Here is a 24,674-nt window from a genome sequence, read left to right on the forward strand (position 1 = left end):
TGGTCAACGTGGCCGATCGTACCCACGTTCACGTGCGGTTTGGTCCGTTCAAACTTGCCTTTTGCCATGATTTATCTCGTATTTCCTAGGAAATGAAAAGTGGATGCCCGGCCTGCCGGCCGGGCTATGTATTACTTGCCGCGAGCGGCGATGACTTCGTCGGCGACGTTGCGCGGCGCCTCGGCGTACTGCTTGAATTCCATCGTGTAGGTGGCGCGACCTTGAGTCTGCGAACGCAGGCTGGTCGAATAACCGAACATCTCGGCCAGGGGAACTTCGGCCTTGATGATCTTGCCGCCGCCCGGGATGTCGTCCATGCCCTGGACCATGCCGCGGCGGGACGACAGATCGCCCATCACCGTACCGGCGTAGTCTTCCGGGGTTTCGACTTCGACGTGCATCATCGGCTCGAGCAGGACCGGGTTGGCCTTGCGCATGCCGTCCTTGAACGCCATCGAGGCAGCCATGCGGAACGCGTTTTCGTTCGAGTCCACGTCGTGGTACGAACCGAAGAACAGCGTGACCTTGACGTCCACGACCGGGTAGCCGGCCACCACGCCCGCAGGCAGGGTTTCCTGGATGCCCTTGTCCACCGCCGGGATGAACTCGCGCGGCACCACACCGCCCTTGATGGCGTCGACGAACTCGTAGCCGCCGCCCGCTTCCAGGGGTTCGAGCTTGAGCACGACGTGGCCGTACTGGCCGCGACCGCCGGACTGCTTGACGAACTTGCCTTCGATTTCTTCGCAGGTCTTGCGGATGGTTTCGCGGTAGGCCACCTGGGGTTTGCCGACGTTGGCTTCGACGCCGAATTCACGACGCATCCGGTCGACCAGCACTTCGAGGTGCAGTTCGCCCATGCCGGAGATGATGGTCTGGCCGGATTCTTCGTCGCTGCGCACGCGGAAGGACGGATCCTCGGCGGCCAGGCGCTGCAGGGCGATGCCCATCTTTTCCTGGTCGGCCTTGGACTTGGGTTCCACGGCCTGGGAGATCACGGGCTCGGGGAATTCCATCTTTTCCAGCAGGATGTGGTCACCCACGTCGCACAGGGTTTCACCCGTGGTGACTTCCTTCAGGCCCACGACGGCGGCGATGTCGCCCGCCACCACTTCCTTGATTTCGGCGCGGTTGTTGGCGTGCATCTGCAGGATGCGGCCGATGCGTTCCTTCTTGCCCTTGATCGGGTTGTAGACGGTGTCGCCCGAGGACAGCACGCCCGAATACACGCGGATGAAGGTCAACTGGCCCACGAACGGGTCGGTCATCAGCTTGAACGCCAGAGCGGACAGCTTTTCCTTGTCATCGGCCTTGCGAACGACTTCGTTGCCTTCGTCGTCGGTGCCGCGGACCGGGGGGATGTCCACCGGGGAGGGCAGGTAGTCGATGACGGCGTCGAGCATGCGCTGCACGCCCTTGTTCTTGAAGGCGGTGCCGCACAGCATGGGCTGGATTTCGCAGGCGATCGTGCGCAGACGGATGCCCTTGTCGATTTCCTGCTCGGTCAGCGAGCCGGTCTCGAGGTACTTGTTCATCAGTTCCTCGTTGGCCTCGGCAGCGGCTTCCATCAGGTTTTCATGCCATTTGGCGGCCTCGTCGGCCATCTCGGCGGGAATGTCGATGTAGTCGAACTTCGTGCCCTGGGAGGCTTCGTCCCAGATGATGCCGCGCATCTTGGTCAGGTCGATGACGCCCTTGAAGTTGTCTTCGGCGCCGATCGGGATGACGATGGGCACGGGGTTGGCCTTCAGGCGCAGACGCAGTTGGTCGTAGACCTTGAAGAAGTTGGCGCCGGTGCGGTCCATCTTGTTGACGAAGGCCAGGCGGGGCACGCCGTACTTGTTGGCCTGGCGCCACACGGTTTCGGACTGAGGCTGCACGCCGCCCACGGCGCAATACACCATGCAGGCGCCGTCGAGCACGCGCATGGAACGTTCGACTTCGATGGTGAAGTCGACGTGGCCCGGGGTGTCGATGATGTTGATGCGGTGCTCGTCGTACTGGTGCTCCATCCCGCGCCAGAAGGCCGTGGTGGCCGCCGACGTGATGGTGATGCCGCGTTCCTGTTCCTGCTCCATCCAGTCCATGGTGGCCGAGCCTTCATGGGTTTCGCCAATCTTGTGGTTGACGCCGGTGTAGAACAGGATGCGCTCGGTGGTGGTGGTCTTCCCTGCGTCGATGTGCGCGGAGATACCGATATTGCGATAGCGCTCGATGGGGGTTTTGCGGGCCATGATGTGTTTCCTGGTGATTGACCGGCTGGATTACCAGCGGAAGTGGCTGAAGGCCTTGTTGGCCTCGGCCATCTTGTGGGTGTCTTCGCGCTTCTTCATGGCACCGCCGCGGCCTTCGGCGGCATCCATCAGTTCACCGGCGAGACGCAGATCCATCGACTTCTCGCCGCGCTTCTTCGCGGCTTCGCGCAGCCAGCGCATGGCCAGGGCCAGGCGGCGCACGGGGCGCACTTCGACCGGCACCTGGTAGTTGGCGCCGCCAACACGGCGGGACTTGACTTCGACCACCGGCTTGACGTTGTTGATGGCGGTGTTGAAGACTTCGATGGGTTCCTTGCCCGTCTTGGCCTGGATCTGGTCCAAGGCGCCGTACACGATGCGTTCCGCCACGGCTTTCTTGCCGGACAGCATGACGACGTTCATGAACTTGGCCAGCTCGACACTGCCAAATTTGGGATCGGGGAGGATTTCACGTTTCGGTACTTCGCGACGACGAGGCATTTCGATTTCCTTGTGACGATTCAGTTGAGCCGCCGGGCGGCCACGGCTTCCATCGGGAGAGCCACTTACGTGCCACAGCCCCATGGCTGCGGCTGCACGTTCCGGTCAGCACGACCGGGATACTGCTGCGATGAACGGGATTACTTCTTGGGACGCTTGGCACCGTACTTGGAACGGGCCTGCTTGCGATCCTTGACGCCCTGCAGATCCAGGGAGCCGCGGACGATGTGGTAGCGCACACCGGGAAGATCCTTCACACGGCCGCCGCGCACCAGGACCACCGAGTGTTCCTGGAGATTGTGGCCTTCGCCGCCGATGTAGGAGATGACCTCGTAGCCGTTGGTCAGGCGCACCTTGGCGACCTTACGCAGGGCGGAGTTCGGCTTCTTCGGGGTGGTGGTGTAGACACGGGTGCAGACGCCGCGACGCTGGGGGCAGTTTTCCAGCGCCGGGCTCTTGCTGCTCTCGCGACTGACTTGGCGCGGTTTGCGCAGCAGTTGAGCAATGGTAGGCATGACCTTTACGCATCCTTTGTACTTGCGTACGTTTACGTCGATATTCAGAGTGCCCGGGCTTGCCTGGCCGCGCGAGGGCGGCGGGGGGCATTTTCAGGCGATGTGCGCAAAATCCGCCTGAAACGAATGACGTAAAGAGCGGGTCTTGCACAAGGGCTTTGCTCGCCAGGGACCATGCAGCCCCAGGCGTTGCCAGGCGGAAAAACCAAGCATAAGACCAACGGCGCACACCGTGACCAGATGCCATTAACCCAGCAAGCCAAGAAGTGTAGCATGATTTGTTTTTGCAGGGCAAAGAGTTATTCACATTCGCCCTTTGCACAAGTGGCCGCTTCCGGCGGCATGACCCATGCATGCATCGAACCTGGTTAACTAAACTGTTAATTCATACCTCGACTTGTGCTATCTTCAGCCCGACCGAGCCCATCACAATGGAGCGAGACATGTCCGACACAGACGAAGACGCGAACCCGGCCGGTATCCAGGGCATCGAGTTCGTCGAATACCTGTCCCGACAACCCGACACCCTGGGCCAGGCCCTCGAGCGCCTGGGATTTCGCCCGATCGCACGGCACCGCTCGCGCGCGGTACGCCTGTACCGCCAGGGGACGATGAATGTCATCGTCAATGCCGACGCCGACACGCTGGCCGAATACCCGGAGATCGAAAGCGACCGGATCCATGCGATCGCCCTGCATGTCGCCGACGCCGCGCAGGCCTACGACCACTGCATCCGGCAGGGCGCCCGGCCGGTTCCGACACGCGCGGCCGCCATGGAGCTGAACATTCCCGGCATCGGCGGTATCGGCGACTCCGTTCTTTACCTGGTCGAACGGCGGCCCAGCTTTTCGATCTACGACGTGGATTTCGACTATGAGGTGCCGTTCCCCGACACCCCCGTCCTCGTCCCGGGGCTGCACTTTTTCGGCTTGGTGCAATACGTGGACCCCGGCCGGACAGCGTACTGGGCCGAGTTCTACGCCAGGCTGCTGGGGTGCCGCGTTCTGCCGCCGGGCACGCGCTTCGGCATCCTGCCCAACGGAACCATCCTGCGCGGGCCGGGCGGCCGGTTCCATCTGCAGCTGGTCGAGCCCTCGGGCGATGCCTTGTTCGACGTGAAATGGGACGAGCAATTCGCCCGCCTGGCCTTCGGCGTACCCGACGTGCCCCGCGCCGTGCAAACGCTGGCGGCACGCGCCGTTCCGTTCGACGACAACGAGTTTTCCCATCCGGATCCACACGGCGCCATGACAATGGGCATGTCCTACGACGTGAACTTCGAACTGGTCCATAGCGACCCTGCCGCATCCGGACCGGGCCAGGCCCGCTGAACGGCGCACCGACCGAGCTCGCCCCCGCCCCGGGCGAGCGGACCGCCCCGCCCCGGGAAAATCCCTAGAAGAATATGTTTGACGCCTCTAAGGTCGATCACTACATTATTTTGTATGTACCAGTTAGTACATCTCACTCTGGATGGATATGCGTCTCCCCACCGAAACACCTGCCCTGCTCCTCGGCCTGATCGGCGAAGGCATCGGTCAATCGCTCAGCCCCGCCCTCTATGAAGAAGAAGCGGCCCAACACGGCATCCTGTGCCTGTACCAGCGCATCGATCTGGACGAGCTGCGGCTGACCCCGGCAGCCCTGCCTGAACTGCTGACAGCCGCCGAGCGCTTCGGTTTCAAGGGCCTGAACATCACCCACCCATGCAAGCAGGCCATCATTCCCCACCTGCATGCCCTGTCCGACGAGGCGCGCGCCATCGGCGCCGTCAATACGGTGGTGCTGCATGAAGGCCGGCGCATCGGCCACAACACCGATCACTACGGTTTCGCCCAGAACATCCGTCAGCACATGGGCGACGGGCCCATCGGCCGCGTCGTGCAGCTCGGCGCCGGAGGCGCGGGCGCCGCCGTGGCCGATGCCATCCTGCGCCTGGGCGCCGGGCACCTGGCCCTGTTCGACCAGGCTCCGGCTCGGGCCCAGGCCCTGGCCCAGGCGCTGCAGGCCCGATTCCCGCACGCCTCCATCGCGGCAGGCGGTGACCTGGCCCAGGCGATGCGGGCGGCCGACGGCCTGGTCAACGCCACACCGGTCGGCATGCACAAGCACCCGGGCACGCCGCTGGACCCCGACCTGCTGGAGCCCCGGCACTGGTTTGCCGAAATCATTTATTTCCCGCTGGAGACCGAGCTGCTGCGCATCGCCCGGCAAAAAGGCTGCCGCACGGTCGATGGCATCGGCATGGTGGTGCATCAGGCAGCCCGCGCCTTCGAGCTCTACACCGACGGCATCCCCGCCGACGCCCATCGCATGACGGCCCGGGTCATGCGGATCCTGGAACGACGCGCCGCCACCGCCGGCACCTGAGCCCCTTCCCGATTCAAGGAGAGCGACTTGAACAGGTTTCTCAATGCGTTCGGCCAGTGCCTGCAATTCCTGATCGCCGCCATGCTGATGATCATGGTGGTTCTGGTATTCGGCAACGTGGTGCTGCGCTATGGCTTCAACTCCGGCATCATCGTGTCGGAAGAAGTGTCCCGGATGCTGTTCATCTGGGTGACATTCCTGGGCAGCATCATCGCTCTGCGTGAGAACTCCCACCTGGGGTCGAATTTCGTCGTGCGCGCGTTCGGCCCCGCCGGCCGGCGCGCCTGCCTGATCGTCGGCCGGGTGCTGATGCTGGGCATCTGCTGGCTGGTGTTTTCCGGCGCACTCGATCAGACGCGGATCAATCTCCCGGTGGCCGCACCCATCACAGGCATGTCGATGGGTTGGTTCTACGCCAGCGGCATCGCCTTCAGCGTTGCCGGTGCCCTGATCCTGCTCTGTGATCTGTTCACACTGGCCACTTCGCCCATGGCGACCGTGGACCGGTTCCTGGACGAGACGGGAGAACGGGCATGATCCTCACGACCTTTCTCGTCGCGCTGCTGGGTGCCATAGCCCTGGGCATCCCCATTGCGTTCGCCCTGATGCTCTCGGCCGCCGCGCTGATGTGGCACCTGGACATGTTCGATGCCCAGATCCTGGCACAGAACCTGATCAACGGTGCCAACAGCTTCCCGCTCCTGGCCGTGCCGTTTTTCATGCTGGCGGGCGAAATCATGACCGTGGGCGGCCTGTCGCGCCGCATTGTCGATTTCGCCATGGTGCTGGTGGGACATGTCCGGGGCGGCCTGGGCTACGTCACCATCATCACCGCCTGCCTGATGGCCGCGCTTTCGGGATCCGCCGTGGCCGACGCCGCCGCCATGACAGCCCTGCTGCTGCCCATGATGACGGCGGCCGGATACGACAAGAAGCGATCCGCGGGGCTGATCGCCTCGGCCGGCATCATCGCGCCGGTGATCCCGCCCAGCATCGGGCTGATCATCTTCGGCGTATCGGCCAACGTATCGATTTCCAAGCTGTTCCTGGCGGGCATCGTTCCCGGACTGCTCATGGGCGCCGCACTATGGATCACCTGGACCTGGCTGATCCGCCGCGAGAAGCTGACGACCGCGCCCCGGAAATCCATGCGCGAAGTCCTGCAGGCCGCGCGCGCGGGCATCTGGGCGCTGGGCATGCCCGTCATCATCGTCGTGGGCCTGCGCTTCGGGGTATTCACCCCCACCGAAGCGGCCGTGGTGGCGGCGGTATACGCCCTGTTCGTGTCCACGGTGATCTACCGCGAGATGACCTGGAAAAGCTTCTACCGGGCGTTCTACAACTCAGCCAAGGTCAGCGCCGTCATCATGCTGCTGGTGGCCGCCGCGATGGTGAGCGCCTGGCTCATCACGGTCGCCGGCCTGCCCGACCGCATGGTGGACCTGCTCGACCCGCTGATCGGCGAACCGATGCTGCTCATGATCGCAGCCATGCTCCTGGTGGTGCTGGTCGGCACGGCCATGGACATGACGCCCACCATCCTGATTCTGACCCCGGTCATGATGCCGGCCATCAAGGCCGCCGGCATCGACCCCATTTACTTCGGCGTGCTCTTCATCCTGAACAACGCCATCGGCCTGATCACGCCTCCTGTCGGCACGGTGCTCAACACCGTGGCCGGCGTGGGGCGCCTCAGCATGGACGACACCACCCGTGGTGCGCTGCCTTTCATGCTGGCCCAGCTTGCCGTGCTGTTCCTGCTGGTGCTGTTTCCCGACCTCGTTCTCGTTCCCGCCCACTGGCTTTACCGATAACCCATCCAGGAGACAAACATGAAACGATTCGTCCTTTCCGCCCTGACCGCCATGAGTCTGGGCCTGGCCTCGCTGGCACCCAGCCACGCGGCCGACATCCACGAGCACACGATCAAATTCGCTTCCCAGAACAACAAGGGGCACCCCCAGGTCATCGGCATGCAGAAATTTGCCGACCTGGTCGCAGAGAAATCCGGCAACAAGATCCGGGTGCGGCTATTCCCCGGCGGCGTGCTGGGCGGCGACCTGGAAACCGTGTCGGCCCTGCAGGGCGGCACCATCGAGGCCACGGTCCTGAACTCGGGCATCCTGCAGGCCCAGGTCAAGGATTTCGCGGCCTACGACTTTCCTTTCCTGTTCAACGGCGACAAGGAAGTCGACGCCCTGGTGGATGGTCCCTTCGGTCAGACGCTGCACCAGAAGCTGCTGAACAAGGGACTGGTAGGCGTGGCGTATTTCGATCTGGGCTTTCGCAACATCACCAACGGCAAGCATCCGATCAACAAGCCCGAGGACATCGCCGGCCTGAAACTGCGGGTGATCCAGTCCCCCATCTACGTGGATGTGTTCAAGGCGCTGGGCGCCAATCCCACGCCGCTGGCCTGGCCCGAGGTCTACAACGCACTGGAACAGGGCGCCGTCGATGGCCAGGAAAACCCGTTCACGGTGATCCTGAACGCCAAGTTCGATGAAGTGCAGAAATACCTGGCGGTCACGCGCCACATCTACAATCCGCAATCCGTCATCTTCAGCAAGAAGTTCTGGGACACCCTGACACCCGACGAGCAGAAGCTGCTTCGGGATGCCGCCGTCGAAGCCGCCGTCTACCAGCGCCAGGTCTCGCGCGATGCCGCGTCCAAGGCCCTCGAGACCCTGAAGCAGCACGGCATGCAGGTCACCGAGATGTCGCCCGAAGACATGGACAAGATGCGTGCCATGGTCAAGCCCGTCGTGGACAAGTACGCCCAGGAAGTGGGTGAGGCCTCGATCCAATCCATGTACTCCGAACTTGACAAGATCCGCCAACAAAAGCAATAAACCCGGAGGGCGGGCAGGTGCCGCCCCGGCGCGGGACCGCCTCCCGCCCCTCCATCGACAGGAAACCCCCATGAAAATTCTCGTGCTGCACGGCATCAACCTCAATATGTTCGGTCAGCGCGACCCGAAGCAATACGGTACGACGACCCTGGCACAGATCGATGCCCGGCTGGGCGAACTGGCCGCCGAACTGGGCGTCGAGATCGAATGCTTCCAGAGCAATTGCGAAGGCGCCCTATGCGAACGCATCCATCGCGCCCACACCGACGGAACGCAGGCCGTGCTGATCAACGCCGGGGCCTGGACGCACTACAGCTACGGCATCCGGGACGCCCTGGCCATCCTGGCCGTGCCCATCGTCGAGGTCCACATGTCCAACATCCATGCACGCGAGCCGTTCCGCCATACCTCGGTGATCGCCGAAGTGTGCCAAGGCCAGATTGCGGGCTTCGGCGCGGACAGCTACCTGCTGGCCCTGCGGGCCGCGGTCGCCTCGGCCCAGGCGCGCCAGGACACCTGAGCCTGCGCGCATGCCTTCGCAGCAGACATCCGTTTTTCAACACCCCGACATGACACAAAACCCGCCTGCCAATCCACGCAACACCGCCGCCGAGACAACCCGGCGCAACATCCTGGAAGTCGCCATCCGGGAGTTCGCACACAAGGGCCTGGCCGGCGCACGCATCGACGAGATCGCCGAGCAGACCTGCGCCAGCAAGCGGATGATCTATTACTACTTCAAGAGCAAGCAGGCGCTGTACCTGGCCGCACTGGAGGAGTCCTACCACCGCATCCGTGAAATCGAGAGCAGCCTGAACCTGGAAAATCTGGCGCCGGACGAAGCCATGCGGACCCTGGTGGGCTTCACCTTCGACTATCAGTCGCACAATCCGGACTTCGTGCGCCTGGTCATGAACGAAAACATGCACTATGGCCGCTATCTGGCCCAATCAAAGACCATCAAGGATCTGAATATCCCGGTCATCCACAGCATCCGCGACATCTACGCGAGAGGCTGCGAACAGGGCCTGTTCAGGCCCGGCCTGGATCCGATCGATATCCACGCATCCATCAGCGCGCTGTGCTTCTTCAACGTCTCGAACCAGCACACGTTCTCGCTGATCTTCCGGCGCGATGTCATGGACCCCGAGGTCTACGCGCGGCGACGCGCCAGCGTCATCGACACAATCCTGCGCTCGATGCTGGCCTAGAAAGCCTGCGGCATCCACCGGTCTTGCGCACCAGAGGCCACTCATGCAACGACGCTACTCCCTCGCTCATCTGACTCTGCTTTCCCTGGATCCGCCGGCCATGATCCGGGCAGCCGCGCAAGCGGGTTATGACGCCTGCGGACTGCGCCTGCTGCCCTTCACGCCCGGCGGCATCGCCTACGATCTGATGGGAAAACCCGGTCAGCTGCGTGAAACGCTGGCCCTCATGCACGATACCGGCGTGCGCGTCGAGGACATCGAGATCATCCGTCTCGGCGCCTCGTTCGAAGTCGATGCCTGCCTGCCATTCCTGGAGACAGGCGCCCGGCTGGGGGCCCGGAACATCCTGGTGTCCGGCGAGGACGCCGACCCGGCTCGCCTGACCGACTCCTTCGCCCGGCTCTGCGAAGCCGCCCGGCCCCATGGGCTGACCGTGGACCTGGAGTTCATGCCCTGGCTGGCCGTGAACAGCCTTCAGGCCGCCCGGCGGATCGTCGAAACAGCCGGGCAGGACAACGGGGGCGTGCTGATCGATCCGCTGCATTTCACCCGGTCCGCCAGCTCGCTGGACCAGCTGGCGGACCTGCCCCGACCCATGATCCACTACGCGCAGATCTGCGATGCGCCGGCCGAGGCGCCCGCCACCATCGACGAGCTGACCCGGGCCTCGCGATCGGCCCGCCTGGCCCCCGGCGAAGGCGGGATCGACCTGAAGGCAATCTTCATGCGCCTGCCGCACGACATCCCGATCAGCATCGAGATTCCCAACGACGAGCAAAGCACCCGCCTGGGTCCGCAGGCGTGGATCCGGCATTGTCTGGAAGCTTCGAAGCGGTTCTTTTCAGCCTAGCCGGGCCTGCACCCAGCGCCGCAGGATCGGCCCCGAGGTCAGCATCAGGCCGCCGCCCGCGATGATCAGCATCCCCAGCCAGGTCATGCCGTCGGGCACGCTCGAAAATGCCAGCCACCCCAGCAGCGTGGCCCAGAATATCTGGGAATAGCCGTACGGCCCCAGTGTGGCGGCCGGCGCATGCAGCAGGGCATGGGTCATGACCAGGTGGCCGAGAGCGGCCACCGTGCCCAGGCCGGCCACCAGCAGCAGATCCACCCAGGCCATGGGTTCCCAGGATGCGATACCCCAGGGCGTGAGGATCAGCGCACCGATCAGGCCGGTATACAGATTGCTGGTGGCGGGGTGCTCGGAACTGCGCGAGAAGCGCGTGACGAGCTGGTAGCACGCGTTGCAGACGGCCGACCCCAGGGGAAACAGAATGGCCCAGGTCAGCAGGCCGCCGCCGGGCCGGGCAATGATCAGCACGCCGGCGAAACCGCATGCCACGGCGACCCAGTCCAGGCGGCTGGCTTTTTCTTTCAGCACCAGCCCGGACAGCAGGGTGATGAGCACCGGCGCCATGAAGACGATGGCCGTGGTCTCGGCCAGGGGCAGCCGCGCCAGGCCGTTGATCACCAGCACGCTGCTGCAGCACAGGCAGAGACCGCGGAACAGCTGGACCCCGTACCGGCCGGTACGGAACAGCTTGCGTCCCATGCGCGGCTGGAAGATCAGGAAAACGGCCAGCGCCTGGGCCATGTAGCGCACCCACACGATCTGGGTGACGGGATAGCTGGACGTCAGGTACTTGGTGCCCGTGTCCAGGAACGAAAAGAACAGGCTGGCCGCGCACATGAGCAGCGGCCCAAGCCAGGCCCGCGCGGGACGATACGCATCCATGGATTCAGGCCAGCTGGAGCTGCTCCAGGACCGGGCGCACGTCCGGCCGCACGCCGCGCCAGACGCGGTAGGATTCCGCCGCCTGGCCGACGAGCATGCCCAGGCCATCGACCGCCAGGGCCGCGCCCCTGTCGCGCGCCTGGCGCATGAACGGGGTGTCCTCGCCATAGGCCAGGTCGTAGGCCAGGCCGCCGGCCGCCACACGGTAGTCCACGGGGGGCGCCTCGCCTTCGTTCAGGCCGGCCGAAGTGGCGTGTATGACCACGTCGTATTCCTGCCCGCCGGCGGCTTCCAGCGGCCCGCCCCGTACGCGGCCCGCGGCTTCCAGCGCGTGCGCCAATGCCTCGGCCCGGGCGGCGGTGCGGTTGACCACCAGGATCCCGGCAGGCCGGGCCTGCAGCAGCGGCAGCAGGATGCCGCGCGTCGCACCGCCCGCGCCGATGACCAGGATCCGGCGTCCGGCCAGGGGCACGCCCAGCCGGTCCTGGATGTCGCCCACCAGCCCGACGCCATCGGTGTTGTCGCCGAGGATGCCGTCGGGATCGAACTTGAGCGTATTCACGGCGCCCGCCGCGCGGGCGCGCTCGGTCAGGGTGTCGGCCAGCTCCGCCGCGGCCAGCTTGAACGGTGCCGTGACGTTCATGCCGCGCCCGCCTGCCGCGGCGAAAGCCAGGACGGTTTCACGGAACGTTTCCGGTTCGGCCAGGATGGCTTCGTAGCGCAGATCGTGGCCGAACTGGCGGGCAAAGGCCGTGTGCAGCAGCGGCGATTTCGATTGCGCAATGGGATTGCCGATGACGGCGTAGCAGTCAGTCATATGATGTCCAGGCAAGATCTTCGACTATAAAGCATGCGGCCCGCTCCATGGGGCCGGCCGGCGTCCTTTCCCATGCGGTCCGGCTGTCTCCAGGACGAGGGTCCTGAACGAATAAAACCCCGCCCCCGGAAAGGGGACGGGGCCTGGTGCCCTGATGGCAGGTACGGGCGGCCGGGGCCGCCCGCCGCGATCAGTCCTGCGCCGGCGCCTCGCCGTCGGCGGGCGTGTCGGCATCCGGGTGCTCGTCCTCGGAAGCCACGTGGGCCATCTCGGACGGTTCCCCGAACGGGTTGGCCAGCTCGCGGGCCGCGGCGCGCTCGGCGGCCTCGAAGGTTTCCTTCTCGTGGCGGGCGATGTGGTAGGACATGCCCGTGCCGGCCGGGATCAGGCGGCCCACGATGACGTTTTCCTTCAGGCCGCGCAGTTCGTCGCGCTTGCCCATGATGGCCGCCTCGGTCAGCACGCGGGTGGTTTCCTGGAAGGACGCCGCCGAGATGAACGAATCGGTCGACAGGGACGCCTTGGTGATGCCCAGCAGCACGTTTTCATACGTGGCCGGGATCTTGCCTTCGGCTTCCATGCGGTCGTTCTCGTTCAGCAGCTCGGAGCGTTCGACCTGCTCGCCGGTGATGAAGCTGGTATCGCCGGCGTTGGTGATGTTCACGCGGCGCAGCATCTGGCGAACGATCACCTCGATGTGCTTGTCGTTGATCTTCACACCTTGCAGGCGGTAGACGTCCTGGACCTCGTTGACGATGTAGGAAGCCAGCTGCTCGATGCCCTGCAGGCGCAGGATGTCGTGCGGATCGGCGGGACCGTCGACGATCAGTTCACCCTTGTTGACCACCTGGCCGTCGTGCACCAGCACCTGCTTTTCCTTGGAAATCAGGAATTCGTGGCTGACGCCGTCCATGTCGGTGATGACCAGGCGCTGCTTGCCCTTGGTGTCCTTGCCGAAGGACACCGTGCCGGTGACTTCGGCCAGCATGCCGGCGTCCTTGGGCGAACGGGCTTCGAACAGCTCGGCCACGCGCGGCAGACCGCCGGTGATGTCGCGGGTCTTCTGGGATTCCTGCGGGATCCGGGCAAGGAAGTCGCCCACGCCCACGGGCTGGCCGTCGCGCACGGTGATCAGCGCGCCCACCGGCAGCGAGATCGCCACCGCGTGGTCGGTGCCGGCCACCTTGATTTCCTGGCCCTGCTCGTCGAGCAGCAGGATCTGCGGGCGGGCGGCAGCACCCTTGGTGCCGCGCGTCTTGGGCGTGATCACGACCAGCGTGGACAGGCCGGTGATCTCGTCCACCTGGCGCGCCACCGTGACGCCTTCCTCGATGTTGGCGAAACGGATCGTGCCGTTGTATTCGGACACGATGGGGCGCGTCAGCGGATCCCAGGTGGCCAGCTTGGTGCCGGCCTTGACGACGTCGCCGTCGCCCACGGCGATGGTGGCGCCGTAGGGCACCTTGTGGCGTTCGCGCTCGCGGCGGTTGTCGTCATAGATGACGATTTCGCCGGAACGGGACACCGCGATGCGGTCGCCCTTGGCGTTGGTCAGGTAGCGCAGGCCGATGGCAAAGCCCACCGTACCGGCGGACTTGGTCTCGACCGAGCTCGCCATGGCCGAGCGCGAGGCGGCGCCGCCGATGTGGAAAGTCCGCATCGTCAGCTGCGTGCCGGGTTCGCCGATGGACTGTGCCGCGATGACGCCGACGGCCTCGCCCTTGCTGACCAGCGAGCCGCGGCCCAGGTCGCGGCCGTAGCAGTGCGCGCACAGGCCATGGCGGGTCTCGCAGGTGAGCGGCGTGCGGATCTTGACCTCGTCGACACCGACCTCGTCCAGCAGTTCGACCAGATTCTCGTCCAGCAGCGTGCCGGCCGGGATCAGGGTTTCCTGGGTGTCGGGGTTGATGATGTCCACGGCCGCCACCCGGCCCAGCACGCGGTCGCGCAGCGGCTCGATGACTTCGCCGCCTTCGACCAGGGCTTTCATGACGTAGCCGTGGGTGGTGCCGCAATCGTCTTCGGTGATCACCAGATCCTGGGTCACGTCCACCAGACGGCGGGTCAGGTAGCCCGAGTTGGCGGTCTTCAGTGCGGTGTCGGCCAGGCCCTTGCGCGCGCCGTGGGTCGAAATGAAGTACTGCAGCACGTTCAGGCCTTCACGGAAGTTCGCCGTGATGGGGGTTTCGATGATGGAGCCATCGGGCTTGGCCATCAGGCCGCGCATCCCCGCCAGCTGGCGGATCTGGGCGGCGGAACCCCGGGCCCCGGAGTCGGCCATCATGTAGATGGAGTTGAACGATTCCTGGCGCGTTTCCTTGCCGTGACGGTCGATGACCGGCTCGGTGGAGAGCTGCTCCATCATGGCCTTGCCGACGCGGTCGCCGGCCTTGCCCCAGATGTCCACCACATTGTTGTAGCGTTCCTGGGCCGTGACCAGACCGGAGGAGTATTGCTTGTCGATTTCCTTGACCTCCTTGGAGGCCTGGGCAAGGATTTCGTTCTTGACGTCGGGCACGACCATGTCGCCCATGGCGATCGACACGCCGCCGCGCGTGGCCAGGCGGAAACCCGACTGCATCAGCTTGTCGGCGAAGATCACCGTGGCGCGCAGGCCGCAGCGACGGTACGACATGTTGATCAGGCGCGAGATCTCTTTCTTCTTCAGCGCCTTGTTCAGCACGGAGAAGGGCAGGCCCTTGGGCAGGATCTCGGACAGCAGGGCGCGGCCCACCGTGGTCTGGAACCGGCTGACCACGGCCTTCCATTCGCCGTTCTCGTCCTTGACGTATTCGGGCAGGCGGGTCGTGATGCGCGTCTGCAGCTCGACTTCGTGGTTGTCATAGGCGCGCTGGACCTCGGCCAGATCGGCCAGGAACATGCCCTCGCCCTTGCCGTTGATGCGCTCGCGCGTGGCGTAGTACAGGCCCAGCACGATGTCCTGCGACGGCACGATGGCGGGTTCGCCGTTGGCCGGGAACAGGACGTTGTTGGACGCCAGCATCAGCGTGCGGGCTTCCAGCTGGGCTTCCAGCGACAGGGGCACGTGCACGGCCATCTGGTCGCCGTCGAAGTCGGCGTTGAAGGCCGCGCAGACCAGCGGGTGCAGCTGGATGGCCTTGCCCTCGATCAGTTGCGGCTCGAAGGCCTGGATGCCCAGGCGGTGCAGCGTGGGCGCGCGGTTGAGCATCACCGGGTGTTCGCGGATGACTTCTTCGAGGATGTCCCAGACCACCGGTTCCTGGCTCTCGACCAGCTTCTTGGCCGCCTTGATGGTGGTCGCCAGACCCATCATTTCCAGGCGGTTGAAGATGAAGGGCTTGAACAGTTCGAGCGCCATCAGCTTGGGCAGGCCGCACTGATGCAGGCGCAGCTGCGGGCCCACCACGATCACGGAACGGCCGGAGTAGTCGACGCGCTTGCCCAGCAGGTTCTGGCGGAAGCGGCCGCTCTTGCCCTTGATCATGTCGGCCAGGGACTTGAGCTGGCGCTTGTTGGCGCCGGTCATGGCCTTGCCGCGGCGGCCGTTGTCGAGCAGCGAGTCGACGGCCTCCTGCAGCATGCGCTTTTCGTTGCGCAGGATGATGTCGGGCGCCTTCAGTTCGAGCAGGCGCTTGAGGCGGTTGTTGCGGTTGATGACGCGGCGGTACAGGTCGTTCAGGTCGGACGTGGCGAAGCGCCCGCCATCCAGCGGCACCAGCGGACGCAGGTCCGGCGGCAGCACCGGCAGCACTTCCATGATCATCCACTCGGGCTTGATGCCGGATTTCTGGAAGCCTTCCAGGACCTTCAGGCGCTTGGAGATCTTCTTGATCTTGGCGTCGGAGCCGGTGGCCTTCAGTTCGGCGCGCAGCTTCTCGACCTCGGAGTCGATGTCGATGTTGCGCAGCAGCTCACGCACGGCCTCGGCGCCCATCAGGGCGTGGAAGTCGTCGCCGTATTCCTCGGTCTTGGCCAGGTAGTCGTCGTCGGACATGATCTGGCCGCGCTTGAGCGGCGTCATGCCCGGCTCGATCACGCACCAGGCCTCGAAGTAGAGCACGCGCTCGATGTCGCGCAGCGTCATGTCGAGCACCATGCCCAGGCGCGAAGGCAGGGACTTCAGGAACCAGATGTGCGCCACCGGGCTGGCCAGCTCGATGTGGCCCATGCGCTCGCGGCGCACCTTGGCCACGGTGACTTCGACACCGCACTTCTCGCAGATCACGCCGCGGTGCTTCAGGCGCTTGTACTTGCCGCACAAGCACTCGTAGTCCTTGATCGGGCCGAAGATCTTGGCGCAGAACAGGCCGTCACGCTCGGGCTTGAAGGTGCGGTAGTTGATGGTCTCGGGCTTGCGGACTTCGCCAAAGGACCACGAACGGATCTTTTCCGGCGAGGCAATCCCGATGCGGATGGCGTCGAATTGCTCGTCCTGGGAGACTTGCTTGAAGAGATCGAGTAGCGCTTTCATTATTTACGCTCCAGATCCATGTCCAGGGACAGGGATCGAATTTCCTTGACCAGCACGTTGAACGATTCGGGCATGCCCGCGTCGATCACGTGATCGCCCTTGACGATGTTCTCGTAGACCTTGGTCCGGCCGGTGATGTCGTCGGACTTCACCGTCAGCATTTCCTGCAAGGTATAAGAGGCGCCATAGGCTTCCAGCGCCCAGACTTCCATTTCCCCGAAGCGCTGGCCGCCGAACTGGGCCTTGCCGCCCAGCGGTTGCTGGGTCACCAGGGAGTACGGACCGGTGGAACGCGCGTGCATCTTGTCGTCCACCAGGTGGTGCAGCTTCAGGAAGTGCATGTAGCCCACGGTCACGGGACGCTCGAACTGCTCGCCGGTGCGGCCATCGGTCAGCCATGCCTGGGTGCGGCCGCTGGTGAGCTTCAGGCGCTCGGCGACCTCGTCCGGGTAGGCGATTTCCAGCATGCGGGTGATGTCTTCCTCGGTGGCACCGTCGAAGACCGGCGTGGCCAGGGGCACGCCTTTGCGCAGGTTGTTGGCCAGCGTCAGCACCTCGTCGTCGGTCAGCTGGTCGAGCTTCACCGAGCCGCCGCAGGCGTTGTAGACGGTTTCCAGCTTCTTGCGCACGGCCTTGACCTGGACGCCACGCTCGTCGTCGAGCATGTCGGCAATGCGCTGGCCCAGGCCCTTGGCGGCCCAGCCCAGGTGGACTTCCAGCACCTGCCCGATGTTCATCCGGGAAGGCACGCCCAGCGGGTTGAGCACGATGTCCACGGGGGTGCCGTCGGCCATGTGCGGCATGTCCTCGACCGGGGTGATGCGCGAGACCACGCCCTTGTTGCCGTGGCGGCCGGCCATCTTGTCGCCCGGCTGCAGACGGCGCTTGACGGCCAGGTAGACCTTGATCATCTTCAGCACGCCCGGGGGCAGCTCGTCGCCCTGCGTGAGCTTCTTGCGCTTTTCCTCGAAGGCCAGGTCGAACTGGTGGCGCTTCTGCTCGAGGGCGTCCTTGACCTGCTCCAGGGAGACGGCGGCGTCTTCGTCGGCCAGGCGGATGTCGAACCACTGCCAGCGGTCCAGATCGTCCAGGTATTCGGCCGTCAGGGCGGTGTTCTTTGCCAGCTTGCGCGGGCCGCCGTTGGCGACCTTGCCGATCAGCGTCTTGCGCAGGCGGTCGAAGGCATCGTTCTCGACGATGCGCAGCTGGTCGTTCAGATCCTGGCGGTAGCGGCGCAGTTCATCGTCGATGATGGACTGGGCGCGCTTGTCGCGCTCGATGCCTTCGCGGGTGAAGACCTGCACGTCGATGACGGTGCCGACCATGCCGGAGGGCACGCGCAGCGACGTGTCCTTCACATCGGAGGCCTTCTCGCCGAAGATCGCGCGCAGCAGCTTTTCTTCGGGGGTGAGCTGGGTCTCGCCCTTGGGCGTGACCTTGCCGACCAGCACGTCGTCGGCACGCACTTCGGCGCCGATGTGCACGATCCCCGAATCATCCAGGCGGTTGAGCTGGACTTCGGCCAGGTTGGAGATGTCGCGCGTGATTTCCTCGGGTCCGAGCTTCGTGTCGCGCGCGACCACCGTCAGTTCCTCGATGTGGATCGACGTGTAGCGGTCGTCGGCGACGACGCGCTCGGAGATCAGCACCGAGTCTTCGAAGTTGTAACCGTTCCAGGGCATGAACGCGATCAGCATGTTCTGCCCCAGGGCCAGTTCGCCCAGGTCGCTGGAAGCGCCGTCGGCCAGCACGTCGCCGCGCGCCACCACATCGCCGCGCGCCACGATGGGCCGCTGGTTGATGTTGGTGTTCTGGTTGGAACGGGTGTACTTCTTCAGGTTGTAGATGTCCACGCCGACTTCGCCCGCGACGTTCTCGTCGTCGTTGACGCGAATCACGACGCGGTCGGCGTCGACGAAGTCCACGATCCCGCCGCGCACGGCCTGGACGGTCGTGCCCGAATCCACCGCCACGGTGCGCTCGATGCCGGTGCCGACCAGCGGCTTTTCGGGCCGCAGGCAGGGCACGGCCTGGCGCTGCATGTTGGCGCCCATCAGGGCCCGGTTGGCGTCGTCGTGTTCCAGGAAGGGAATCAGCGAAGCGGCGACCGACACGATCTGCGACGGGGCAACGTCCATGTAGTGCACGTTGGCCGGGGCCGTCAGCATGGTTTCGCCGGCCTCGCGGCAGGCGACCAGGTCGTCGACGAAGCGGCCTTCCTCGTCCAGCACGGCATTGGCCTGGGCGATGACGTACTTGCTTTCCTCGATGGCGGACAGGTATTCGATCTGGTCGGAGACCTTGCCGTCGATGATCTTGCGGTAGGGCGTTTCCAGGAAGCCGTATTCGTTCAGACGCGCGTACAGGGCCAGGGAGTTGATCAGGCCGATGTTCGGGCCTTCAGGCGTTTCGATCGGGCAGACGCGGCCGTAGTGGGTCGGGTGCACGTCGCGGACTTCGAAGCCCGCGCGCTCGCGCGTCAGGCCGCCCGGGCCCAGGGCCGACACGCGCCGCTTGTGCGTGATTTCCGACAGCGGGTTGGTCTGGTCCATGAACTGCGAGAGCTGGCTGGAACCGAAGAATTCCTTGATCGCGGCCGAGATCGGCTTGGAATTGATCAGGTCGTGCGGCATCAGGTTTTCGGTCTCGGCCTGGCCCAGGCGTTCCTTGACGGCGCGCTCCACGCGCACCAGGCCGGCACGGAACTGGTTCTCGGCCAGTTCGCCCACGCAGCGCACGCGGCGGTTGCCCAGGTGATCGATATCGTCGATCTGACCGCGGCCATTGCGCAGTTCGACCAGCAGCTTGATGGTGTCGAGGATGTCCTCGTCGGTCAGGGTCAGCGGCCCGGTGTTGCCCGTGTCGCGGCCCAGACGGCTGTTGACCTTCATCCGGCCGACGCGCGACAGGTCGTAGGTTTCCTCGGAGTAGAACAGACGCTGGAACAGGGCCTCGACGGCTTCCTCGGTGGGCGGCTCGCCCGGGCGCATCATGCGGTAGATGGCCACGCGCGCGGCCATCTGGTCGGCCGTGTCGTCGGTGCGCAGCGTCTGGGAAATGTAGGCGCCTTCGTTCAGCTCGTTGATGTAGAGCGTCTCGATGTCGCGGATGCCCGCGGCACGGAACTCGGCCAGCAGGGATTCGGTGATCTCGTCGTTGGCCTGCGCCAGGACTTCGCCGGTATCCGGGTTGACGATGTTCTTGGCCAGCACGCGGCCGAGCAGGAAGTCTTCGGGAACCGAGATGTGGTCGACCTTGGCGGCGGTCAGGTCGCGCAGATGCTTGGCATTGATGCGCTTGTCCTTTTCGACGATGACGTTGCCCTTCTTGTCGGTGATGTCGAAACGCGCGACTTCACCCTTCCAGCGTTCGGGCACGAACTCGAGCATGCCGCCTTCCTGGTGGAGGGCGATGTGGTCGAAACTGGAGAAATAGGCCAGGATGGCCTCGGGCGTCATGCCGATGGCCTTCAGCAGGATCGTCACCGGCATCTTGCGGCGGCGGTCGATGCGGAAGAACAGGATGTCCTTGGGATCGAATTCGAAGTCCAGCCACGAGCCGCGGTAGGGAATCACGCGCGCGGAGAACAGCAGCTTGCCCGAGCTGTGGGTCTTGCCGCGATCATGCTCGAAGAACACGCCGGGCGAACGGTGCAGCTGAGACACGATGACGCGCTCGGTGCCGTTGATGACGAAGGAACCGGTGTCCGTCATGAGCGGGATTTCGCCCATGTAGACTTCCTGTTCCTTGACTTCCTTGATCGTGGGCTTGCTGACTTCGCGGTCCATCAGCACCAGGCGCACCTTGGCGCGCAGCGGCGACGCATAGGTCAGGCCGCGCTGCTGGCATTCCTTGACGTCGAACACAGGGGTGCCCAGCACGTAGCTGACGAATTCCAGCCGCGCCATCTGATTGTGGCTGACGATCGGAAATATCGAATTGAAGGCAGCCTGCAGTCCTTCGTCCTTGCGCTGGGACGGGGAAACGTCCGACTGCAGGAAGGTCTTGAACGATTGCAGTTGCGTCGCCAGCAGGTAGGGAACGTCCTGGACGTCCTCGCGCTTGGCGAAGCTTTTGCGTATGCGCTTCTTTTCGGTGTACGAATAAGGCATGAGCACTCCGACTCGAGGGTTGCTTAGGCCGTCAACCACGGCCATGGTTTACGACTCCGGAAAACCCGGCTCGGCGTGATGCCATCAGGGCATCGAACGCGGGTTTTCTGGAAACGCAAAAGCCCGGGAGGCTTTGGAAAGCGCCGAATGGGCCCGAAATGGGTATCCGACGCTTCCCCGGGCTTCCCGGGCGCGGCGAGAAGGTCTTACTTGAGTTCGACCTTGGCGCCTGCTTCTTCCAGCTTCTTCTTCGCGTCTTCGGCGGTCGCCTTGTCCGCGCCTTCCTTGACGGGCTTCGGAGCGCCGTCGACCAGGTCCTTGGCTTCCTTCAGGCCCAGGCCGGTGATTTCGCGCACAGCCTTGATGACGTTGACCTTGTTGGCGCCGACTTCGGCCAGAACGACCGTGAACTCGGTCTGCTCTTCAGCAGCGGCGGCAGCGCCACCAGCGGCCGGGACAGCAGCCACGGCGACAGCGGCCGCAGCAGCGGACACGCCGAATTTTTCTTCCATTTCCTTGATCAGCTCGGACAGTTCGAGCACGCTCATGGCGGCGATCGCGTCCAGGATTTCAGCTTTAGTTGCCATTTTCTAAGAACTCCAGATGATTGAATATGCCAGGTTTGGTTGTCGCTTCAGCAACGAAGGGATTGCCGGCAAGCCGCTCAGGCGGCTTGCTTCTGGTCGCGCACGGCCGCCAGGCCGCGCACGAACTTCGTGGGCACTTCGTTGAGCGTACGCACAAACTGAGCGATGGGCGCCTGCATGGTGCCCAGCAGCTTCGACAGCAGTTCCTCGCGGGACGGCATGGTGGCCAGGGCCTTCACGCCATCCTGGTTCAGCAGGCTGTTGGGCAGGGCCCCGCCTGTGATGACCAGCTTGTCATTGCTTTTCGCGAAATCGGCCAGGACCTTGGCGGCCGCCACCGGGTCGGCGCTGATCCCGTAGATCAGCGGACCGGTGAGCTGGGCGGACAGACCCTCGAAGGGGGTGCCGGCCAGCGCGCGGCGCACCAGCGTGTTCTTCAACACGCGCAGGTACACGCCCGATTCACGCGCAGTCTTGCGCAATACGGTTACGGAGGCGACGTCCAGACCACGGTACTCGGCGATGACGATCGATTGGGCGCGACCGATTTCGGCCGAGACTTCCTCGATGACGACCGCCTTTTCTTGGCGATTGAGACTCATGGTTGAACACTCCATCTAACGATGCCGGGAGAAATCCCCCGACATCAACCGAATGCGGCGCGCCTGGTCGAGTTCATGAATGAATTCTTCCTGGGCGCCGTCTACGCTGGATCCGGCAGTACGGCCCGGGATTAAGCGTCACGCCGATGGCGATCGGCTCCAGCGGTCTTTGACAGCGGCGCCCGATCCGAGGAACGGGCGCAGCCCAAAGTTCTGTTTGCCGGCCTCAAACGGCCAGCGATGCAACCTCGACGCGCGCACCGCCACCCATGGTGGAGGACACGGCGATCTTGCGCAGATAGATGCCCTTGGCCGCCGCGGGGCGGGCCTTGTTCAGGGCGTCGACCAGCGCGGACAGGTTGGTCTGCAGCTTTTCGACATCGAAGGACGCGCGGCCGATCGTCGCATGGACGATCCCGGCCTTGTCGGTGCGGTACTGCACCTGGCCAGCCTTGGCGTTCTTGACGGCGGTGGCGACGTCGGGCGTGACGGTGCCGACCTTGGGGTTCGGCATCAGGCCACGGGGACCCAGGACCTGGCCCAGGGCACCGACGACGCGCATCGTGTCGGGAGAAGCGATGACCACGTCGAAATCGATGTTGCCGGCCTTGATGCTGGCGGCCAGGTCGTCCAGACCGACGATGTCGGCACCGGCGGCCTTGGCGGCTTCGGCCTTTTCGCCCTGGGCGAAGACGGCGACACGCACGGACTTGCCGGTACCGGCGGGCAGCACCACGGAGCCACGGACCAGCTGGTCGGACTTCTTGGGGTCGATGCCCAGCTGCACGGCGACGTCGATGGATTCGTCGAACTTGGCCGTGGCGGTTTCCTTGACCAGCGCGATGGCTTCGGCCACGGGATACAGCTTGGTGCGATCGATCTTGGCCGCGATGGCGGCGGCGCGTTTGCTCAGCTTAGCCATGATCAGACGACTCCTTCCACGTCGATGCCCATGCTGCGGGCGCTGCCGGCGATGGTCCGAACGGCGGCATCCATGTCGGCGGCCGTCAGGTCGGGTTGCTTGGTCTTGGCGATTTCCTCGGCCTGGGCACGCGTGAGCGTGCCGACCTTGGCCGAATTGGGCGTCGCGGAACCCTTCTGGATGTTCGCGGCCTTCTTGATCAGGATCGTGGCCGGCGGAGTCTTCATGATGAACGTGAAGCTCTTGTCGGCGAAGGCGGTGATCACCACGGGGATCGGCAGACCGGGCTCCATGCCCTGGGTCTTGGCGTTGAACGCCTTGCAGAATTCCATGATGTTCAGACCACGCTGACCCAGCGCCGGACCGATCGGGGGAGAGGGATTGGCTTTACCAGCTGGCACTTGCAGCTTGATGAAGCCGACGATTTTCTTCGCCATGCGATGCTCCTGTCGGGTGATTGCGCCGATTCCTGAAGGAACCGGCTCCCCGGGTTAAAAATACGCCGTGGGGCGCCTGTGGCCGGCCTTCGGAGAGGAAGGCTTGCTGCCTGAAGACGGACCGGCGGTAAGAATCAGACCTTTTCGACCTGACTGAAATCGAGCTCGACCGGCGTGGCACGACCGAAGATCGTGACCGACACGCGGACCTTGCTTTTCTCGTAGTTGACTTCCTCGACGCTGCCGTTGAAGTCCGCGAACGGGCCTTCCTTGACGCGCACGGTTTCGCCAATTTCGAAGAGAACCTTGGGGCGCGGCTTTTCCACGCCTTCTTCCATCTGGGAGAGGATCTTTTCCACTTCCTTTTCGGAAATGGGGGCGGGACGGTTGCCCGAGCCGCCAAGGAAACCCGTGACACGGTTGGTGCTCTTCACCAGGTGCCAGGTCTCGTCGGTGAGATCCATCTCGACCAGGACGTAGCCCGGGAAGATGCGACGCTCGGAGATCGACTTGCGACCGTCCTTGATTTCGACGACTTCCTCGGAGGGCACGAGAATGCGGCCGAAAGCGTCCTGCAGCCCGGCGCGCTCGATGCGTTCGACCAGGGCCTTGTGGACGCTTTTTTCCATGCCCGAGTAGACATGGACGACGTACCAGCGCTTGCTCATGCGGTTTTTGTTCCTTAGTTCCAGCCCAGCAGCAGGCCGTAGATGATCCAGCCCAGGAGCTTGTCGGCAATCCACAGCAGGGCGCCCATGGCCAGCACGAAGGCGAACACGATCGCGGTCATGCGCGTGGTTTCCTGGCGGGAAGGCCAGACGACGCGGCGCGTTTCGTTGTAGGATTCGCGGCCGAAGGCGACGGTACGCCGGCCGGTGTCGCTGAACCAGACGATGACCGCGGCCAGGATCAGCCCCGCGATGAAGGCGCCCACGCGCACATAGCCAGGCTGGTCGACAAGGGCCGAATACGCCACGATACCCGCAACGATCACGACCACGGCCAGGCCGAGCTTGATGCGTTCGGCGGCGCGGTTGACAGTTTCTACGTTCTGGTGAGACATATACGGGCGTTCGACGCCGCTGCTGCGGCAATGAGATCGGTGGCAGGGGCAGAAGGAATCGAACCCTCAACCTTCGGTTTTGGAGACCGACGCTCTGCCAATTGAGCTATACCCCTAAACCTCGAAAAACGGTGGCGCTGCCGCACCCCCGTTTTTGAAAAGCATTGGTGGGCGACCAGCCCACCATTGTACTACAGAATTACTTGATGATTTTGGCGACGACGCCGGCGCCCACGGTGCGGCCGCCTTCGCGGATGGCAAAGCGC

At 64.4% G+C, this 24,674-nt stretch carries 22 protein-coding genes, 1 tRNA gene and 1 pseudogene; 8 read left to right on the top strand and 16 right to left on the bottom strand.

Going from position 1 to position 24,674, the window contains the following annotated elements; translation table 11 throughout:
- From ABD022_RS00005 to rpsL, 4 genes and pseudogenes are all read right to left on the bottom strand, one after another.
- Window positions 1-68 (bottom strand): annotated as a pseudogene (locus tag ABD022_RS00005) (GTP-binding protein); the annotation flags it as partial.
- A gap of 63 nt (window positions 69-131) precedes the next feature.
- A complete protein-coding gene (gene fusA, locus ABD022_RS00010) occupies window positions 132-2,234 on the bottom strand; it encodes an elongation factor G (RefSeq protein WP_343819433.1) in 2,103 nt (700 codons plus the stop codon).
- 30 nt (window positions 2,235-2,264) lie between these two features.
- Window positions 2,265-2,735, bottom strand: a complete 471-nt coding sequence (gene rpsG, locus ABD022_RS00015) for a 30S ribosomal protein S7 (protein ID WP_325126497.1) — start codon at window positions 2,733-2,735, stop codon at window positions 2,265-2,267.
- Between the two features lie 140 nt (window positions 2,736-2,875).
- Window positions 2,876-3,250 (bottom strand): 30S ribosomal protein S12, encoded by a 375-nt coding sequence (rpsL, locus tag ABD022_RS00020; RefSeq protein ID WP_320348442.1) that lies wholly within the window; start codon window positions 3,248-3,250, stop codon window positions 2,876-2,878.
- Window positions 3,251-3,693: 443 nt separating this feature from the next.
- Between rpsL and ABD022_RS00025 the strand changes: the two genes are divergently transcribed.
- From ABD022_RS00025 to ABD022_RS00060, 8 genes are all read left to right on the top strand, one after another.
- Complete coding sequence (locus ABD022_RS00025; protein WP_325126502.1) at window positions 3,694-4,581, top strand: 4-hydroxyphenylpyruvate dioxygenase; 888 nt, start codon at window positions 3,694-3,696, stop codon at window positions 4,579-4,581.
- 148 nt (window positions 4,582-4,729) lie between these two features.
- Complete coding sequence (locus ABD022_RS00030) at window positions 4,730-5,620, top strand: shikimate dehydrogenase (RefSeq protein WP_414647473.1); 891 nt, start codon at window positions 4,730-4,732, stop codon at window positions 5,618-5,620.
- Window positions 5,621-5,647: 27 nt separating this feature from the next.
- On the top strand, window positions 5,648-6,157 hold the full coding sequence (locus tag ABD022_RS00035; RefSeq protein ID WP_325126504.1) for a TRAP transporter small permease: 510 nt from the start codon (window positions 5,648-5,650) through the stop codon (window positions 6,155-6,157).
- Window positions 6,154-7,434, top strand: a complete 1,281-nt coding sequence (locus tag ABD022_RS00040) for a TRAP transporter large permease subunit (RefSeq protein WP_325126506.1) — start codon at window positions 6,154-6,156, stop codon at window positions 7,432-7,434. The genes ABD022_RS00035 and ABD022_RS00040 overlap by 4 nt, the downstream gene beginning before the upstream one ends.
- Before the next feature lie 18 nt (window positions 7,435-7,452).
- Entirely contained in the window at window positions 7,453-8,472 is a 1,020-nt protein-coding gene (locus ABD022_RS00045) for a TRAP transporter substrate-binding protein (RefSeq protein WP_343819440.1), read from the top strand.
- Window positions 8,473-8,542: 70 nt separating this feature from the next.
- The gene (gene aroQ / locus ABD022_RS00050; RefSeq protein ID WP_325126509.1) at window positions 8,543-8,992 is read left to right on the top strand and encodes a type II 3-dehydroquinate dehydratase; all 450 of its coding nucleotides are present in this window, start codon (window positions 8,543-8,545) and stop codon (window positions 8,990-8,992) included.
- A 49-nt stretch (window positions 8,993-9,041) separates the two neighbouring features.
- Window positions 9,042-9,683 carry a TetR/AcrR family transcriptional regulator gene (locus ABD022_RS00055; protein WP_325126510.1) on the top strand — a complete coding sequence of 214 codons (642 nt, stop codon included), beginning with the start codon at window positions 9,042-9,044 and terminating at the stop codon, window positions 9,681-9,683.
- Between the two features lie 43 nt (window positions 9,684-9,726).
- Window positions 9,727-10,533: a sugar phosphate isomerase/epimerase family protein gene (locus tag ABD022_RS00060; protein ID WP_325126512.1), complete on the top strand. Its 807-nt coding sequence runs from the start codon at window positions 9,727-9,729 to the stop codon at window positions 10,531-10,533.
- Here ABD022_RS00060 and ABD022_RS00065 read toward each other — a convergent pair.
- From ABD022_RS00065 to ABD022_RS00120, 12 genes are all read right to left on the bottom strand, one after another.
- Complete coding sequence (locus ABD022_RS00065; RefSeq protein ID WP_325126514.1) at window positions 10,525-11,415, bottom strand: DMT family transporter; 891 nt, start codon at window positions 11,413-11,415, stop codon at window positions 10,525-10,527. The two genes, ABD022_RS00060 and ABD022_RS00065, sit on opposite strands and share 9 nt — an antisense overlap.
- Before the next feature lie 4 nt (window positions 11,416-11,419).
- Window positions 11,420-12,232: a shikimate dehydrogenase gene (aroE, locus tag ABD022_RS00070; protein ID WP_325126516.1), complete on the bottom strand. Its 813-nt coding sequence runs from the start codon at window positions 12,230-12,232 to the stop codon at window positions 11,420-11,422.
- Window positions 12,233-12,422: 190 nt separating this feature from the next.
- Complete coding sequence (gene rpoC, locus ABD022_RS00075; RefSeq protein ID WP_343819443.1) at window positions 12,423-16,685, bottom strand: DNA-directed RNA polymerase subunit beta'; 4,263 nt, start codon at window positions 16,683-16,685, stop codon at window positions 12,423-12,425.
- The gene (rpoB, locus tag ABD022_RS00080; protein ID WP_343819444.1) at window positions 16,685-20,797 is read right to left on the bottom strand and encodes a DNA-directed RNA polymerase subunit beta; all 4,113 of its coding nucleotides are present in this window, start codon (window positions 20,795-20,797) and stop codon (window positions 16,685-16,687) included. The genes rpoC and rpoB overlap by 1 nt, the downstream gene beginning before the upstream one ends.
- Before the next feature lie 206 nt (window positions 20,798-21,003).
- Window positions 21,004-21,384 carry a 50S ribosomal protein L7/L12 gene (gene rplL, locus ABD022_RS00085; RefSeq protein WP_343819446.1) on the bottom strand — a complete coding sequence of 127 codons (381 nt, stop codon included), beginning with the start codon at window positions 21,382-21,384 and terminating at the stop codon, window positions 21,004-21,006.
- A gap of 77 nt (window positions 21,385-21,461) precedes the next feature.
- Complete coding sequence (gene rplJ / locus ABD022_RS00090; protein ID WP_343819447.1) at window positions 21,462-21,986, bottom strand: 50S ribosomal protein L10; 525 nt, start codon at window positions 21,984-21,986, stop codon at window positions 21,462-21,464.
- 226 nt (window positions 21,987-22,212) lie between these two features.
- Window positions 22,213-22,908, bottom strand: coding sequence for a 50S ribosomal protein L1 (rplA, locus tag ABD022_RS00095; RefSeq protein WP_343819448.1), 696 nt, complete (start codon window positions 22,906-22,908; stop codon window positions 22,213-22,215).
- A 2-nt stretch (window positions 22,909-22,910) separates the two neighbouring features.
- The gene (gene rplK, locus ABD022_RS00100; RefSeq protein ID WP_343819450.1) at window positions 22,911-23,345 is read right to left on the bottom strand and encodes a 50S ribosomal protein L11; all 435 of its coding nucleotides are present in this window, start codon (window positions 23,343-23,345) and stop codon (window positions 22,911-22,913) included.
- Window positions 23,346-23,479: 134 nt separating this feature from the next.
- Entirely contained in the window at window positions 23,480-24,013 is a 534-nt protein-coding gene (gene nusG / locus ABD022_RS00105; RefSeq protein WP_043679083.1) for a transcription termination/antitermination protein NusG, read from the bottom strand.
- A 14-nt stretch (window positions 24,014-24,027) separates the two neighbouring features.
- The gene (gene secE / locus ABD022_RS00110) at window positions 24,028-24,408 is read right to left on the bottom strand and encodes a preprotein translocase subunit SecE (protein ID WP_343819452.1); all 381 of its coding nucleotides are present in this window, start codon (window positions 24,406-24,408) and stop codon (window positions 24,028-24,030) included.
- A gap of 40 nt (window positions 24,409-24,448) precedes the next feature.
- Window positions 24,449-24,524 (bottom strand) — tRNA-Trp (locus ABD022_RS00115).
- 83 nt (window positions 24,525-24,607) lie between these two features.
- Window positions 24,608-24,674 (bottom strand): EF-Tu C-terminal domain-related protein (locus ABD022_RS00120; RefSeq protein WP_080265453.1); only part of this gene is annotated, 67 nt, incomplete at its 5' end.

This window comes from Castellaniella daejeonensis, from assembly GCF_039523555.1.
Taxonomy (GTDB): domain Bacteria; phylum Pseudomonadota; class Gammaproteobacteria; order Burkholderiales; family Burkholderiaceae_B; genus Castellaniella; species Castellaniella daejeonensis.